Below are 17,427 nucleotides of genomic sequence, written 5' to 3' on the forward strand. Positions count from 1 at the left end.
AGACCCTGTAAAAAGTTGTAAATTTACTACATTTAATGTTAACTTTTAGCACAGATTCTTATTGATTGTGGTCTTACTTCATTAAGGTAACTGTAATCATTCAATTCGTTTAAGCAGATAGGCAGATAAAAATGGTTTTGGAAAATTCATTCGAACCTTGTGATTTTGTTTTGTTCGGCACCAAAGGTGATTTAGCACGTCGTAAGCTTCTTCCTTCTTTATATCAACTTGAAAAAGCAAACCTCATGCATGCAGACTCCAAAATAATTGGTGTTGCAAGAAATGAGATTTCAGATAGCGACTATGTCGCTATGGTCAAAGAGAACGTTGAAAAGTTTACTAAAGAACCTTTATGTGAGGAAACGTGGGAGCGCTTTTCGTCAAAACTGGCTTATGCTTGTGTTGATATGAAAGAGGCTAAAAGTTACTCCGCGTTTAAGTCCCATGCTAAATCTGGACGATTAATGGTGTGTTACTTTGCCACTCCTCCTTCTATTTTTGGTGATATTTGTCGTGGTTTAAAAGCAGCGAATGTTATTACCAAAAGCATGCGAGTGGTATTGGAGAAGCCAATTGGTCACGACCTCGCTTCTTCAAAAGTCATCAACGATCAGGTCGCTGAATTCTTTGATGAGTCACAGATTTATCGTATTGACCATTACTTAGGTAAAGAAACCGTACTTAACCTGATTGCCTTGCGTTTCGCTAACTCTATTTTTGCCACAAATTGGGATCACAACTGTATCGACCATGTACAGATCAGCGTTGCTGAATCCGTGGGTATAGAAGGCCGTTGGGGCTATTTTGACGAAGCTGGTCAAATGCGCGATATGGTGCAAAATCACCTGTTGCAAATATTGACTTTAATTGCCATGGAGCCACCCGCTAACTTAGACGCAGACAGCATCCGTGATGAAAAACTTAAAGTATTAAAAAGTTTGCGTCCTATTAACTCATCAAATATGCGTGAAAAAACCGTACGAGGCCAATATGTTAATGGTTTTGTAAAGGGCCAAGAAGTGCCTGGTTACTTAGATGAACCTGATGCAAACGTAAGCTCAAAGACAGAGACTTTTGTGGCTATTAAGGTTGAATTAGATAACTGGCGTTGGGCGGGAGTGCCTTTTTACTTGCGCACGGGTAAACGCCTACCTGGAAAAACCAGTGAAGTGGTTATTTATTTTAAACGCCAACCGCACAACTTGTTTAAAGACAGTTTCCCACAGTTACCGCCAAACAAGCTAACGATCAGACTACAGCCTGACGAAGGTGTTGAAGTGACGGTCATGAATAAAGTGCCTGGTTTAACCGGTACAGGTTCAATGGATTTACAGAAGTCTCGTTTAAACCTCAGTTTTTCTGAAACTTTCCAAGGTGAACGTATCGCTGATGCCTATGAAAAATTATTGCTTGAAGTAATGTTAGGTAATCAGGCTTTGTTTGTTCGCCGTGATGAAGTGGAAGCCGCATGGAAATGGGTTGACGGTATTCTAGATGCATGGCGCTCCAGCAATGAGCCTCCTGAGCCTTATCAAGCAGGAACGTGGGGACCAACTGAATCGATTGCCTTAATGGCACGAGAAAACCGTTCTTGGTACGAAAGTAAAATTGGGAAAAAATAATGCCTTTACGTCAATCATTGTTCGAAACACCTGATGCCCTTAACCAAGACTTTTGTCAGCGTATCAGTGCAATTTTGCAAGCCGCCATTGAAACCGACGGGCGGGCTAGCTTAGTTGTGTCTGGTGGTCGTACACCTGCAGCATTGTTTGAAGCGTTGTCTCATGTTGACCTTGCATGGAGCAAGGTTGACATCAGTTTGGCGGACGAACGCTGGGTTGATGTAGAGAATGATGCATCAAACGAAAAAATGGTCAGAGCAAAGCTATTAGTTAATAAAGCGGCTGAGGCCAATTTTGTTGGTTTAAAAACCGCCCACGCGAATGCGCAGGATGCTATCGAAGCCTGTAATACAAATTTTGCTAATTTTAAGCGCCCCTTTGATGTGCTTATTTTGGGCATGGGGGAAGATGGACATACGGCATCACTCTTTCCCTGTTCAACACAAATTGCTGCTGGCCTTGACCTTGATTCAGGTGAGACCTTTATTGCGGTACAACCTACTACCGCACCTAATCAACGCATGAGCTTTACTTTGCCAGCGTTAGTCAGTAGTAAACATGTATTCTTGCACCTTACCGGTGATGCAAAAAGAGAAGTGTTAGCGAAAGCCTTAGCCGATAACAATGAACTAGAGATGCCCATCAGAGCAATACTAAACAATGTCAACGTCGAATTAATGTGGGCACCATAGGAGAACGTCATGAATACGCTTATTCAAGAAGTAACACAACGAATTATTGAGCGCAGCCAAGCGACACGCAGTGCTTATCTCGCAAAAATCGAAAAAGCCCGTCTTCAAGGTCCCCATCGCGGCGTCTTGTCATGCGGTAATTTGGCTCATGGCTTTGCTGCCTGTGGTGCTGAAGAAAAAGCGGATTTACGTAGCATGATAAAAGCAAATATTGCTATTGTCTCTTCGTACAATGATATGTTGTCGGCCCACCAACCTTACGAAGCCTATCCTGCAAAATTGAAAAAAGCGATTGCTGAAGTCGGCAGTATTGCACAGTTTGCCGGTGGTGTTCCTGCAATGTGTGATGGTGTGACTCAAGGTAATCCGGGTATGGATCTGAGTCTTATGAGCCGAGATGTGATTGCCTTATCTACCGCTGTTGCGCTGTCACACAATATGTTTGATGGCACCTTGATGTTGGGTATTTGCGATAAAATCGTTCCTGGACTCCTAATGGGCGCCTTAAGTTTTGGTCATCTACCGACAGTATTTGTACCTGCAGGTCCAATGCCATCTGGTATTCCAAACAAAGAAAAAGCGCGCGTACGTCAAGCCTATGCTGAAGGTAAAGTAGGCCGTGAAGAATTGCTTGAGGCTGAATCTCAATCTTACCACTCAGCCGGCACTTGTACTTTTTATGGTACAGCGAACAGTAACCAGTTAGTGGTTGAAACCATGGGCTTGCATTTGCCTGGTTCATCATTTGTTAACCCAGGTACAGCTTTACGTGATGCCTTAACTGATGCAGCGGCTCGTCAAGTCACCCGTATCACCGACTTAGGTGATAACTACATGCCGATTGGCCATATTGTTGATGCAAAAGCTTTGGTCAACGGTTTGGTTGGTTTGTTGGCAACCGGTGGTTCAACTAACCACACCATGCACTTAGTGGCAGTGGCACGTTCAGCGGGTTATATTATCAATTGGGATGATTTCTCTGACATTTCTAACGCCGTTCCCTTGTTAACGCGTATTTATCCAAACGGCTCTGCTGACATCAACCATTTTACCGCAGCTGGCGGTATGGCCTTGTTATTCAAAGAATTATTGGACGGTGGTTTATTACATAATGATGTGAACACTATCTGTGGTCGTGGTCTTGATCAATATACCAAAGAGCCTGTGTTGAATGATGGTGTATTGGAATGGCGTGATGGTCCTACCGAGTCCTTTGATACCAATGTTGTGGCCAGTGTCGCTAAACCCTTCAAGCCAGATGGTGGTTTATCCGTCTTACACGGTAATTTGGGCCGTGCGGTAATGAAAACGTCTGCATTGCGTGAAACCCATTGCATCATAAAAGCTCCAGCTGTGGTATTTGAAGATCAGTTTGAACTAGCCGCAGCGTTCAAAGCGGGTGACTTAAATAAAGACTGTATTGTGGTAGTGCGCAACCAAGGGCCATCGGCTATTGGTATGCCTGAACTGCACAGTCTGACTCCTCCTCTTGGTGTGCTACAAGATAAAGGCTTCAAAGTTGCGTTAGTAACGGATGGCCGGATGTCAGGTGCGTCAGGTAAGGTACCCGCTGCTATCCACGTGACTCCGGAAGCCTGTAAAGGTGGTTTAATCGCCAAGGTACAAAGCGGTGACATGATTGAGCTTAATACCCAAACGGGTGTGATGAGTTTGCTTGTCGACAGTCATACCTTAGACGCGCGAGAAGCGACCATTACGGATGTTGCCTTACATCAAATTGGCATGGGCCGTGAAATGTTTGCTGGCATGCGCTCTACGTTAACAGGTGCTGAAGAAGGCGCTTGCTCGCTGTTCTTTGGTCAATAATAGACTAAGTCAGGAAACATCTATGAGTGCATGTTTTGTTGCTGATGTAGGCGGAACAAATATCCGCCTTGCACAAATTGATGATGGTAAATTAAGCCATATCAAAAAGTATTTGTGCAGTGATTACGGTTCGATTGATGCTGTTATCAAAATTTATTTGAGTGAATTCGCTGATACAAAATTCACCGCGGGTTGTTTAGGCTTGGCTTGTCCAGTAAATAGTGACTTTGTTTCTATGACAAACAATCAGTGGCAATTTTCTATCTCTGCGCTGCAAGAATCCCTAGGGCTGGAGTGGTTGGGCGTAATTAATGATTTTACTGCAGTAGCACATGCGGTCACTGTGTTGAATCAGCAACAAAAAGCCCAAGTCGGTCGTGGCCAATCGGTACCGACCGACAATATTGCGGTTTTTGGTCCGGGTACGGGCTTAGGTGTTAAACACTTGACCCAGACCGCAGAAGGTTGGTTAGCCTTAGACGGTGAAGGCGGCCATGTAGATTTCGCTCCTGTGGATGAAGATGACTTAGCTATTTGGCGCTTTTTGACCAAAAAGTATGGGCATGCGTCTGCTGAAGAGGTGATGTCTGGTCGCGGCCTCGTGCAAATTTATCAAGCATTGGCCGAAGACAGAGGTCTTACGGCGGTATTTGATGACCCAGCTGATATTACTGACCGTGCTTTAGATGGGAGTTGTCAGTTGAGTCTCGCTACACTTAAACAGTTTTGCCGAATTATGGGCAGTTTTGCCGGTAATTTAGCGCTCAATATGGGCACCCGCGGTGGTGTGTATATTGGTGGTGGTATTGCCCCGCGTTTTCTTAACTTTTTAAAGGACAGTGATTTTCGTCAACGTTTTGAAGCCAAAGGTCGTTTCCGCGACTATGTTGCCGGTATCCCTACTTTCATTATTACAGAGCCAGATCACGGATTAATTGGTGCCATGGCCTATTTAGCACAAAATTTTAAAAGGTAATTGCAATGACAAAAAATTGGAAATTAAGCTCTGAAGAAATCTTCAGCCAAGGACCCGTTGTACCTGTGTTGGTCATTAAAGACGTTGAGCATGCTGTGCCTTTAGCTAAGGCCTTGATAGCGGGCGGTATCCGCGTATTAGAAGTTACTTTGCGCACCCCCGCTGCGTTAGAAGTCATTGCTAAGATCGCGAAAGAAGTGCCGGAAGCATTAATTGGTGCAGGTACAGTAACCAATCGTGCGCAATTAAAAGAAGTGCAAGATGCAGGTGCGATGTTTGCAATCAGCCCAGGAATGACACCTGATTTACTCGAAGCGGGTAATGAGGGCGATATTCCACTCATACCAGGTATTTCATCTATTTCAGAATTGATGAAAGGTTTAGATCATGGTTATACCCACTTTAAATTCTTCCCTGCTGAAGCTTCTGGTGGTGTTAAAGCATTGAAAGCTATTGGTGGTCCATTCCCTGATGTCGCGTTCTGCCCAACCGGCGGTATTAGTCCCAGCAACTACTTAGATTATCTTGCCTTACCTAACGTACGTTGTGCGGGTGGTTCTTGGTTAGTGCCAGATGGCGCAATGGAAAACGGTGAGTGGGACAAAATTACTGAGTTAGCTAAGCAAGCTGTCGCTGGGGCTAAATAAGCCAAATTTACCTTATTTGAATGTTAAAAAGCCGCTTAAGCGGCTTTTTTAGTTTTTGGATATTCTACAAATAGTGGTTTAGGGTATCGTTATTTCTGCTTCTGGCGCGGTATTTGACGTCACGCCAGCTTGAGTAATTTTGAACATATACCAGTAAGTTGTGCCGCTCACCAAACCCATATCGACATAACTACCAGTAAGAGCCGGGCCTGCTATGATCCTGGTGCGCCCCGATGTACCATTTTGATCATTTCGATACAGTTCTAAATAGGTGATATCTGGATTGGCGCCTTGTAAGTCCCAGCTCACAGTAATATCGCTACCACTCACTGTGGTCGTCAGATTTGTGACAGGCAAGGTGATTACGGGCGGGATCATGGTCTCTGCTTCTGGTGTGGTATTGGTTGTGCTATCCCCCTGAGTGAGCTTAAACATATACCAATACGTTGTGCCCGCTACCGCGGTTTCGTCTTTAAATGTCCCCATCAATGGCGCGCCACTTAAGATGCGGGTTCTATCGCTAGTGTCATTTTTATCATTTCGATATACTTCAACAGCGGTAATGGCGGGTGTGAAGTTCTGCAGATCCCAGCTTAGTTCGATAGCATTGCCGTTCACGGTGGCCGTTAAGTTCGTGCTAGGGGCGCCCACGACAATTGGTATAAGGCTTTCTGCTTCTGGAGCGGTATTACCTGTCACACCATCTTGGGTCATTTTAAACATATACCAGTATGTTTTACCTGGCTCTAATCCTTGATCCTTAAATGTGCCAGCTAAAGACGCACCAGCAACAATTCGAGTACGTCCAGCGGTGTCGTTTTTGTCATTACGGTAGAGTTCTAAATAGGTGATATCAGGCGTAAAATTTTGTAAGTCCCAGCTTAAGTTAACATCAACACCATCCACCACTGCCGTTAGATTGGTTACGGGGCTAGTCGGCGCTGGTGTGCCTGGATCTGTTGGAGCAGGGGGAGTTGGTAACGCATCATTTGGTATAAGGCTTTCTGCTTCTGGAGCGGTATTACCTGTCACACCATCTTGGGTCATTTTAAACATATACCAATATGTTTTTCCCGGCTCTAAACCCTCATCTCTGTAGTTTCCTGCTAAAGCAGCGCCAGCAATAATTCGAGTACGTCCTGCGGTGTCATTTTTGTCATTACGGTACAGTTCTAAGTAGCTGATATCGGGGTCAAAGTATTTTAGATCCCAGCTAAGTTCTACTGCAGTGCCATCCACCACTGCAACTAAGTTAGTGACTGGCACTTCAGTGACATAGGGCACTCTTATTTGTGCTTCAGGCGCGGTATTGCTGGTAACCGTATCTTGTGTCACTTTAAACATGTACCAATAAGTTGTACCTTCAACTGCGGTTTCATCGATAAAGGTCCCTGTGTGTGCTGCACCAGCAACAATTCGTGTACGGCCAACCGTGTCTTCTTTATCATTACGATATAGCTCAAGATAACTAATGGCTGGATCGAAGTTTTGTAAGTTCCAATTTAATACCACCTTGGTACCATCTAAGTGGGATACGAGGTTGGTACTTGGCATACCAAGTCCTTCACTGTTGTTAAACACGGCACGTAATAGCGAGTCACTGTCGTCAGAACTGAATTGGTAAATGGCCTTATCAGATAATTGAGCACTATTTTCATCTAGCCATTGAGTAAAGATATTGTCTGTTTTGGCCAACGCTTTGACCGTCAAGGGGCTTCCAATAGGATAGGCATAGCCTTTAGTAAAAACGCCAGCCTCAGGTGTAGGACTTTCGACCGTTAAGGTATAAAGCGGTTGCAAAGCGTCAATCAGCGGTGCAATTGCTTGATTGGTACTAAGCTCTGCTACGCCTTCTCGAACCAAACGGGCAATTTCAATCGCTCCTGCTTGTTGAAAATGAACGGTGTCATCACTACCATTTTTGAAATTGTCATACTCATTCGCAGCAAAACCCATGTAATAAAATTGATTGGCGTAATCCTCACCTACTTCTTCAAGCAGGGCTTTGTTTTTGCTATCTAAATCGATGAAGGCTAGGCCTAGAGTTTCAGCCAGTTCGCCTGTTACGATAGGGTGCTCGTGATAGGCATCGTAGGGTGCACCTGCTTGCCACTGGTTACGGCGCACTGAGCTAATGAATACTGGTGTCGCACCTGCATCGATGGTTTCTTGTGCAAAAAGCGTGAGAAAACCTTCAAAAGCTCCGCCGGTTGGGGCGGCTCGATCGGCATCAGTACTGCGATCATTGATACCAAATTGAATAAAGACAAAGTCACCTGCTGAGATATCCGCTTTTACCGAATCCCAATGATTTTCATAGAAACTTTTTGAGCTGGTGCCGCCTAACGCCCTGTTATCTACGGTGATTTTCGCGTCATCAAAATGCGTTTGAAATACTTGTCCCCAGCCTGTTTGCGGGTAGTAGTTGTCGGTGTAATCAGCAACCGTCGAGTCGCCAATAATAAATAATGTTGCTGCATTAAAATTGGCTATGGGAATGGCGCCATTAAAGGCGGCTACAACGGTATATTTACTGGCTGGCATCGTCGTTTGATAAATACTCGTTTCAGTGACTTTCTGTCCCCAGTTGTACCAAGCATCGAAGGTATCACTATCACCTTCAATTGTTTTGAAGGTCAGGGGGGTGCCGGCAGGGTAAGCGTTCCCAGCGGTGATAATGCTGTTATTAGCGCCGACATTTTCAACACTTAATTCGTAGCGATGCTGCAAGGTTGACATCAGAGGGGCGATGTCTACTCGGTCTTTTAATTCAACCAGTCCTTCAACAATAAGTCGGGCCATTTCAACCGCGCCCGTTTCTTGAAAATGTGTACCGTCATTTGAGCCATTCGGATAGTTTGGGTATTCGCCCGGATCAAGAATTAAATATAAATAATGTGATGCTTGTTCTTTACCAAGAGCAGTAACCAGCTCAAAAGATTTCATATTCAAATCAATAAAGGGCACATTTAGCTCCGTAGCTACTTTTAGCATCGCACCACGATAGTCATTGCCGGTTTCGGTAAACACATTACGCAAGACGTCACCGTTGTAGGCATTCATAATCATCGGACTGACTAACACTGGAATTGCACCTTTTGCTCGCGCTTCGTTTACATAATTGGTGAGGTACGTTTCATAGTCTGCTGGTGGGGTATATCGCTCTGCTTTACTAAAGTCCCGGTCATTATGGCCGAATTGAATAAGCAGGTAATCGCCACTGTTGATCTCTGCGAGTACTGCATCCCACACGCCCGCCTCAGTGTAATAACTTCTTGAACTGCGTCCGCCTCTTGCGCGATTAACCACTTCAATATCTGTGTCTTTGAAAAAAAGTTGTAATAGTTGGCCCCATCCTTTTTGCGGATAATATGAGGCGCCATAGTTGGCTACCGTTGAATCGCCAATAACATACACGCGTTTGTCAGCCGTCGGGACGTCAACTTCCGGTATGGTTGCTTCAAAAACACAAGCGCCAGCAGTCAAGCCTTCACCTTTTACTGTAAGAGAGTCAATATTGGGTAAGCCCTCAGCTTTTGTGCCGCTGAGTGTAATGGTATTTTCACCTGCAGCTAGGAATAAAACGGCTGAGTCTGTCGTCCAAAGGTCCCATGCTGTTGTAGAGGCTAAGGCAATGTTGACACGATTATTATTGCCTGAAAATGTGGCGGGTAAATCAATAGGTGCTGCGTAGTGAAGCTCGAGAGTATATTCTCCCGCTTTAGTGACATTGACTTGCCACTTCACTATTGAGTTTTCAGTATCACTCGGATTGGCATAGCCTTCACCTGTGAATCCCGTATATTCGTTTTCGACTTCCCCAGTTAAGGTACAAAAGCCAGCTGTCATTTCTTCAATGATGACTTCATTCGGTTCAGGTGTTGTTGGCGGCGGATTGCTTGGTTCTGCAGGGGCGATAATAGGAGGGGCAGTGCTGCCTATCTCTGTACTCTTTTGTCCACCGCAACCTATCACTGATAGCAGTAATATTGATAAAACAAGATATTTATTCATGTCATTCCTCGATTCGTGTCCCGCATGTTAGTTTTTTCTTAAAGTTTACGTAAATTATACCTTTCGTTAACAAATGAAGGCTGCGCGCAATATAAAGTTTTATGATGCAAATGCAATCAAGTTTATTAACATTCTGACTGTATTTGATTGGTTGTGACTTTGTTTTGGATTTCATTAAGTGTGTTTTTTCATCAACTTAGCGACACAAATGCCATTCACGAAAAAATGTGAAAAGTTTTATATATGAATATTTAAATGGTGACAGGCTTAAATCTAGTGTTCAGGAAGTAAATTAAGGTCATTGATAATTCTAATATTTTTAAGTCATATTTAGATAAGGGGGCGCACTGTTCCTTGCCCACCCCGAAAATAGATTTATTCTCCCCATTTTGCTGAAACGTAAAAATAATTATTCATATATGAATAATGTTAACCAAGTGTTATAGGAATTATTCATTTGATTACATATGATGGCTTATGATTAATTTGGGTTGGTGTGGCTGATTTTGGTTACTTTTTGCTTAAAGTACTACCGAGCCTGTTTATACCCTCATTATTGATACCGCTTTTCCAATGGTGTGTTGCTTAAACATCGACCAAATATATAGATGAATATTATTTTTAGGAGATAACAACAATGAGTTCGGATGGTTGGGTACAAAAAGAGAAAGGTCGTTTATTCGCAAAAGTAATGCTGCCCCTTATGTTATCGACGGCAATAACAGGCTGTAAGCAGGACTTCACGCCAGATAATGAGGTTGTGGTAGATACCGGTACACCGCCAGTCGTTGTCGAACTTAGTGATCCCGCACGAGATGGTAAGGCGCTTGAATTTTTAGATAGAGGCCTAGTGGTTATGCCGACAGCAGATGGCAATGCGCTCAGTTGGCGTTTTTTAGGCTCTGATTCTCAAAAGGTCAGCTTTAAAATTTATAAAAATGATGAATTATTGACAACAAATTATGTCATTGATCGGACCTTTTACGAAGACAAGACAGGCCTTGCCACAGATAGTTACCAGGTAAAAGCCTTTGTATCCGAGCAAGAAGTTGGTGCTTCTAAAAAACGCTCAGCATGGACTCATTCCTATCTAAGTATTGCACTGAATAAACCTGAAAATGGTTTTGTTGAGGGTAGCGAATACAGTTACAGCGCTAATGATGCTTCAGTCGCAGACTTAGATGGTGATGGTCAGTATGAACTGCTGGTCAAATGGTATCCCAGTAATGCCAAGGATAATGCCCAATCAGGGGCAACAGGCGATACCTTAATTGATGCCTATACCATGGAAGGCAAACAACTGTGGCGCATTAATCTTGGTCCTAATATTCGTTCAGGGGCTCACTACACCCAATTTATGGCTTTTGACTTTGATCAAGATGGTCGTGCTGAAATCGCCATGAAAACCGCCGATGGCACCATTGATGGTCGCGGCACGGTTATTGGTGACCCAACGGCAATTTATCGCAATGCTTCGGGCTATATATTGGATGGCCCAGAATTTTTGACCATGTTTGATGGTTTATCAGGTGAAGCACTCGACACCATTAACTATGAACCCGCTCGCGGTAACGTCGGTGATTGGGGCGATACTTACGGCAATAGGGTCGACAGGTTTTTGGCTGGAGTGGCTTATTTAGGTGACGATTCTCCAAGCTTACTTATGTCTCGCGGGTACTATACTCGCGCCGTTGTTGCGGCGTACGACTGGCGGGATAACAAATTTGTGAGCCGCTGGACCTTTGATACAAATTTCGGTGCTGCTGATGCTATCGTTGCTGGACAAGGTGCGCACAGCTTAACGATTGGCGACGTCGACGCTGATGGATTTGACGAAATCATCTTTGGTGCCGCTGCCATCGATAATGACGGCACAGCTTTATATAGCACTGACTTAGGGCATGGCGATGCCTTGCATATGTCTGATATTGATCCAAGTCGCCCCGGCTTAGAAGTGTTCATGGTGCATGAAAGCCCAACGAGTTACACCAAAGATGGTATCGAGTACGGCGTAGAGCTTCACGATGCCGAAACAGGCGCAATTTTATGGCGTCGTCCTTCTGATGGTGCTGACGTTGGTCGCGGTGTGAGTGTGGATATTGACCCTAATTATAGCGGCAATGAAAATTGGGGATCCCGCGGTGGGCTAGTGGCTGCTGATGGAACGGTTATTTTAGAAGGGCACACCGAAAGACCTGCTCAAATGAATTTTGCCATTTGGTGGGACGGTGATTTACTCAGAGAGTTGTTAGACGGAACGAATATTTATAAGTGGAATCCTCAGACTAGTAGTTCTGAAGTGATATTTGAAGGTAGTGCCTTTAATGCAGTATCAAACAACGGTACTAAGGCAACCCCAAGTTTATCTGCTGACTTGTTCGGTGATTGGCGCGAAGAAGTTGTCTTTGCTAATACCGACAGCACAGAGTTAATGATCTTTTCAACTACAATACCTACGGATATCAGGTTACCCACTCTAATGCACGACGTGCAGTATCGTGAAGCCATTGCTTGGCAAAATGTTGCGTACAATCAACCCCCACATCCTAGTTTCTATTTAGGCAGTGACACCGATACAGCATTAACCTCGATACGTGAGTGGCCCCAATTCACCATGCAAACCGTGGAATTGGGTGAGTTAACAAAGTTAGTGGCGCAAGGTGATGAAGATAGTGTTTCAATCAATGTTTATTTAAATAATGTTGATGCCGACAGTATCGAAATATTCCGCAACACCACCGACAGTGTGGCCGGAAGAGTCAGTGTGGGGCTAATACCTCAGGGGCAAACCACCTTCGATGATGATACTGCACTACCTGATGTGACCTATTACTATTGGGCAGTGTTAAAAGACAGCAGTGGCGCTGAAATTTCTGAGCTTGCACTATCGAAAACCAAACTCACATCAAGTTTAATTCCTCTTGTAGTGTTTAACGGGGTCAGTTCACCAGATGGCGTAACACTAGAATGGTCAACTAAAAATGTTGATGCCAATACCATCACAATCTACCGAGCGGATGCCGTTGATGAAAATACCCCACCTGATTCAGCAACGCGTGTTTCAGTAGGCTCTCCTGCGGTATCGACGAGCTCTTGGCTCGATCCATCAACGGTGCCTGGTGGCAAGTATTTTTACTGGATAGAGTTTGAGGTTTCAGGCAGTGATCCAATAAGTGCCGACCCTGTTTTTGGTGAACATATTATTGTACCCGTGACAAATCTCACCTCTACGTACACAGATGCTGGTATCGCCTTAAGTTGGGATTTACAAAACTTCCCTGTAATAGTCGGTTCACAATTGTACCGTAATACCTTACCTCAAGCGGGTGGTCGTACTCGTTTAACGATACTGCCTGACACTGATGTATTGCAAGGAACCTTCCTCGATACGACAGCTGAACCAGGGGTTACCTATTGGTACATGTTCAAACTCACCTTAGCGGATGGATCAACCCCAAGTACCGATGTTGAAGGTGAAATTACCAATGCGGCCAATATAACCAATATGAATGTGCAGTCTGATGGTCAACAAGTGGATATCACTTGGAACTTGCAAAACTTTGGTCAAGAGATTGATTATATTGAGCTTTATCGCAATACGATTGCCGGTACAGCGAATCGAGTCAGGGTGGCAAGCAGCGTTCCTGTCGCAGGTAGCTACACCGATACCACCGGTTTAGTGGATGGCACCACCTATTGGTACATGTTTAAAGTGCGTCTGGCTGACGGTACAACAGTGAATACCGATGCAGAAGGTGAGACCTTGTTTGCCGTGCCTATACCTAAGGCGAATTTGTTCTCAGTACTTAGTGATGGTGGGATTAGTTTGTCATGGAAATTAGAAAACTTCTTCACCAGCATCAGCGGAATTGAGTTGTATCGGAATACTACAAATGCCCTTGATGGTCGTGAGCGCATTGCCAGTGGAGTTGATGCTGAAGGCGTGTATCAAGATACCACCGGTCTGGTTGAAGATACGACTTATTGGTACATGTTCAAAGTTACCATGAGTGATGGCACGGTGATAAATACTGATCCTGAAGCTGAGGTGAAATTTGAGGCCGCCCCGGTGGTGACGTCTTTGCAATTAGAGGAGGACCAAGTGGGTTTCTGTAAAGTGGATGGCGCGGTTGAAAACAACAACCCTGGTTTTACTGGGACTGGTTTTTCCAATACCGCTAACGAACTCGACAAAGGTGTTTACTGGAAAGTGAATGTGCTTGAGGCGGGTAGTTACACCTTTACCTTTGTTTACGCCAACGGCGGCACGGATAACCGTTGGGGCAGGCTCGACATCAATGGTACTGAAGCGGTAGCCAAAGTAGACATGAACCCAGGTGATTGGACGACTTATGTACCGGTTACCGTCACTGTTGAGTTACAAACTGGGGAAGCTGATATTGCCCTTATTTCAAGAACGGCTGGTGGTTTGGCTAACGTTGACAGTTTAACTATCGAGTCAACCTCGGGCGGCAATGCTCCCCTCCCGATTGCGTGTCAATAAACCCAAGGGCTGCCATAAAAATCGTTTTTTATGGCAGCGTTATCACGATATGAAAAGAGAAATTTAGCTCTCCAGATAACTCAAATTAGAATGAGGGAATCATGATTAATTTCAAACACAATACTTTAGGTAAAACTATCGCTGCCATTCTCGCCAGTAGTGCAGCGCTGGTTGTAATGACCCCAATTTATGCCGCTCAAGAGCCGCAAACGCTCGCAGAGCAGCAAGTAGAAAAAAATCCGGCACCAGCCGAATTAGAATCAGAAATCAGTGACACTGAGGCCGATGAATCCGGAGTCGAGGTCATTGAAGTATCGGGAATGCGCTTTAGCCAGTTAAAAGCCTTAGACCGTAAAAAGAATGGCGGCACCATGATGGATTCGTTAGTCGCTGAGGATATTGGCCAGTTTCCCGATAAAAACGTAGCTGAAGCGCTACAACGTATTCCGGGTGTGCAACTCAGTCGCGATTTTGGCGAAGGGAATCAAATTAGTTTACGGGGTGTTGAGCCCGACTTAGTGAAAGTTGAAGTGAATAATGTATCAGCCCTTGGTTTTGGTGGAACTCGGGGCGTAGATTTCCGTGATATGGCCTCTGAATTAATTAAGGCTCTTGATGTGATTAAAGGCTCTGAAGCCCGTATGACGGAAGGAGGAATTGGTGGCACGATACAAGTTGAAACCCGCAAACCTAATGAGTTTGAGTCAAACTTTTTGTCTGTAAGTGCCGAGGGACAATATAACGATTTGATTGGTAACGTCAGTCCGAAATTTAATTTTGTTGGTGTGCACAAGTTTACTGAAGACTTAGGTTTGCTTCTCAATGTGACTGGTTCCGACAAAAGCACCATGATCCACGCGATTAGAAACACTGAATGGAATCGTTACGCTGATTATGATGGTGTAGATGAGAAAACGTCTATTGATGCGGCCTATGCCGATATTACTGTGCAAGCTGATTGTATGGCAGCCACCGATCCGATTGCCTGTGAAAAACAGTGGTGGGAATTTTCACCAGCAACGCCTCGATATGGTATTTGGGGGCGAGATGAAAAACGCCTAAGCTCGCAAGTGATGCTGCAGTATCGTTTAAATGATAGCCTTTCGACTCATGTAGGTTACACCTACAACACCCGTGACAAACAAGCGCTCGACTTAAATATTGATTTAGCAGTGGGGTCAGCAGCGCGGGTGATGCCTGAGTCAGTTGTGGTTGATGAGCTACATAACGTTAAATCCTTTGTGACACAAGCCGCTAGTGTTACCAATCGAACCTTAGACTTTGCATGGGATCAAACAACCAGTTTATTAGATGCTGGTTTTGTGTATGCCCGTGACGCATGGCGAGTTGAGGGTTTGGTATCGCAATCTACCTCCGATCAAGATATTGATTCTCGTGATACGCAAACCACGACCAATGATATTGCTGGGATTAAAGTGACCTTAGATGAGCGCGGAATACCCTCATGGGATTACAACCAAGGGTATTTTTACAACAGGCTTCCTGGCTCAGAGGATGACACATCAGATAGGTTTAATATAAACGACCCAGCCAGTTATCGTAACCGAGTACGTTACAAATATGCACCCACTGCTGACGAAGCCAAAGAAATAATGGCAAAGCTCGATATTACGTATATTCCTGATTCTGATTTTTTTACCATTTTCCGAGGTGGCTACCGCAGTAGTTCAGTGTCGGTAGAAAACATTAATTATGAATACAACATTATTCGTGACGTGGGTGCTTCCTATAACGGTGTACCTTGGACATTGCAAGACAATATCAATGTATTAACAGGTCGCACATTTGAGTCACGAGAATTGTTTGAAGGGTATGATTTAGGGGTTGATACCATAGGCACTTATTGGGCAGTGAATAGTGAACCTTTCCTTGAAGTCATGAAATTTGTTTCACAAGAAAATGTAAGCCGCAATGATTTAGATGCCAAACTTGGTAACTTTGATCAGGTGGTCAACACAGATGCTTATTATTTGCAGGCTAATTTTGAACGGGAGGTAATGGGTTTACGGTTCTGGGGTAACGTAGGCTTACGTTATGTGGAAACCGAAATCGGTGCCAACGGCGATGTAAGAGAAACGGTATATGTTGACCCAAAAGATGAATTGGGTAATGTGCTTGTGGGCGCAAATGGTCTGCCTCAAGCCCCCATTGAAGATCCTGATCATCCGGATAATTTCTTAGGTCGCAAAACCGTGGTTGAAGGTTATTCAGATACCCTGCCCAGTATTAACTTAAATTTGGGTCTTATTCCTGACCAATTGGTGTTGTATGTTGGCGCAGCTAAGGTATTAGCTCATCCTAAAACTAGCGATCTTAACGTTAATGCCACCTGTAAAATTTATTACACAAGGTTGTCAGAATTAGGAGATGAAAACAGAAATACCTGTTCTGCAGGCAACCCCGCTTTGAAACCTTATATGGCTGAACAATGGGAAGTGGCGCTAAATTGGTATCCGGACGACCAATCCATTATATCGGGCAGCTATTTTGTTAAAGACATTACCAGCTGGATCATTGATGCCGATACCCGCTACGATGTGGATTTTTTTGGTGATGGTCGCCTGTGGGATGTAAAACAGAAACTCAATGGCAGTGGGGTCAAAAACAAAGGCCTTGAGTTACAGGCCTCGACTATCTTTGATTTTCTACCCGGAATATTGAGTAACATGGGGGGGAGTGCTAACTACACGTATATGGAATCTGCCGATGTAGGCATATTTAATAGTCTAACTGGAGAGGAATTACCTTTCCCTTCTATGTCTAAAAACTCATATAATTTGTCTGTTTTTTATGAAGATACCCATTGGAGTGCACGTATTGCTTATAACTACCGAGACGAATATTTAGCCCGCGCTACTTCTGACCGCTCAGGCAACCCTGTGTTTGTAGATAAAGCCGGTTACATGGATGCTAAGCTGATTTACACCTTTGATAATGGCTTAAAAGTGTATATTGATGGCCGTAACTTACTAAGCGAAGTAAAAAGCGAAAATGCCGGTCCTGGTCGTCTTACTGATTTGCAGTGGTCTGGACGAGAGTACTCAGTAGGTTTTTCTTATAAGATGTAAGTAAGTGAAAAATGAAGGCACAAGTCAAAAAACTTGTGCCTTTTTCGTGGTATGAA

8 protein-coding genes are annotated in these 17,427 nt (G+C 44.3%); 7 read left to right on the forward strand and 1 reads right to left on the reverse strand.

What is annotated here, in order from left to right:
* Window positions 1-131 precede the first annotated feature (131 nt).
* Genes zwf through NWQ57_RS19875 form a run of 5 tightly spaced genes read left to right on the forward strand, consistent with a single transcriptional unit; the run spans window position 132 to window position 5,764 of the window.
* Complete coding sequence (gene zwf / locus NWQ57_RS19855; protein WP_306023924.1) at window positions 132-1,622, forward strand: glucose-6-phosphate dehydrogenase; 1,491 nt, start codon at window positions 132-134, stop codon at window positions 1,620-1,622.
* Window positions 1,622-2,314: a 6-phosphogluconolactonase gene (pgl, locus tag NWQ57_RS19860; protein ID WP_306023925.1), complete on the forward strand. Its 693-nt coding sequence runs from the start codon at window positions 1,622-1,624 to the stop codon at window positions 2,312-2,314. The genes zwf and pgl overlap by 1 nt, the downstream gene beginning before the upstream one ends.
* A gap of 9 nt (window positions 2,315-2,323) precedes the next feature.
* The gene (edd, locus tag NWQ57_RS19865) at window positions 2,324-4,141 is read left to right on the forward strand and encodes a phosphogluconate dehydratase (protein WP_306023926.1); all 1,818 of its coding nucleotides are present in this window, start codon (window positions 2,324-2,326) and stop codon (window positions 4,139-4,141) included.
* A 22-nt stretch (window positions 4,142-4,163) separates the two neighbouring features.
* Complete coding sequence (locus NWQ57_RS19870; protein ID WP_306023927.1) at window positions 4,164-5,117, forward strand: glucokinase; 954 nt, start codon at window positions 4,164-4,166, stop codon at window positions 5,115-5,117.
* Between the two features lie 5 nt (window positions 5,118-5,122).
* Window positions 5,123-5,764, forward strand: coding sequence for a bifunctional 4-hydroxy-2-oxoglutarate aldolase/2-dehydro-3-deoxy-phosphogluconate aldolase (locus NWQ57_RS19875; protein WP_306023928.1), 642 nt, complete (start codon window positions 5,123-5,125; stop codon window positions 5,762-5,764).
* Window positions 5,765-5,842: 78 nt separating this feature from the next.
* Here the strand turns inward: NWQ57_RS19875 and NWQ57_RS19880 are convergent, their stop codons facing one another.
* Window positions 5,843-9,778, reverse strand: coding sequence for a GDSL-type esterase/lipase family protein (locus tag NWQ57_RS19880; protein WP_306023929.1), 3,936 nt, complete (start codon window positions 9,776-9,778; stop codon window positions 5,843-5,845).
* Window positions 9,779-10,415: 637 nt separating this feature from the next.
* On the opposite strand from NWQ57_RS19880, the gene NWQ57_RS19885 reads away from it, so the two are divergent.
* Complete coding sequence (locus NWQ57_RS19885; protein WP_306023930.1) at window positions 10,416-14,282, forward strand: carbohydrate-binding protein; 3,867 nt, start codon at window positions 10,416-10,418, stop codon at window positions 14,280-14,282.
* A gap of 101 nt (window positions 14,283-14,383) precedes the next feature.
* Window positions 14,384-17,371: a TonB-dependent receptor gene (locus NWQ57_RS19890; RefSeq protein WP_306023931.1), complete on the forward strand. Its 2,988-nt coding sequence runs from the start codon at window positions 14,384-14,386 to the stop codon at window positions 17,369-17,371.
* Window positions 17,372-17,427: the final 56 nt, after the last annotated feature.

This window comes from Paraglaciecola sp., from assembly GCF_030730205.1.
Classification (GTDB): domain Bacteria; phylum Pseudomonadota; class Gammaproteobacteria; order Enterobacterales; family Alteromonadaceae; genus Paraglaciecola.

Bases quoted from the DNA above. Each gene is read 5' to 3' on its own strand.
- zwf (WP_306023924.1), top strand. From the start codon at position 132: ATGGTTTTGGAAAATTCATTCGAACCTTGTGATTTTGTTTTGTTCGGC.
- pgl (WP_306023925.1), top strand. From the start codon at position 1,622: ATGCCTTTACGTCAATCATTGTTCGAAACACCTGATGCCCTTAACCAA.
- edd (WP_306023926.1), top strand. From the start codon at position 2,324: ATGAATACGCTTATTCAAGAAGTAACACAACGAATTATTGAGCGCAGC.
- NWQ57_RS19870 (WP_306023927.1), top strand. From the start codon at position 4,164: ATGAGTGCATGTTTTGTTGCTGATGTAGGCGGAACAAATATCCGCCTT.
- NWQ57_RS19875 (WP_306023928.1), top strand. From the start codon at position 5,123: ATGACAAAAAATTGGAAATTAAGCTCTGAAGAAATCTTCAGCCAAGGA.
- NWQ57_RS19880 (WP_306023929.1), bottom strand. From the start codon at position 9,778: ATGAATAAATATCTTGTTTTATCAATATTACTGCTATCAGTGATAGGT.
- NWQ57_RS19885 (WP_306023930.1), top strand. From the start codon at position 10,416: ATGAGTTCGGATGGTTGGGTACAAAAAGAGAAAGGTCGTTTATTCGCA.
- NWQ57_RS19890 (WP_306023931.1), top strand. From the start codon at position 14,384: ATGATTAATTTCAAACACAATACTTTAGGTAAAACTATCGCTGCCATT.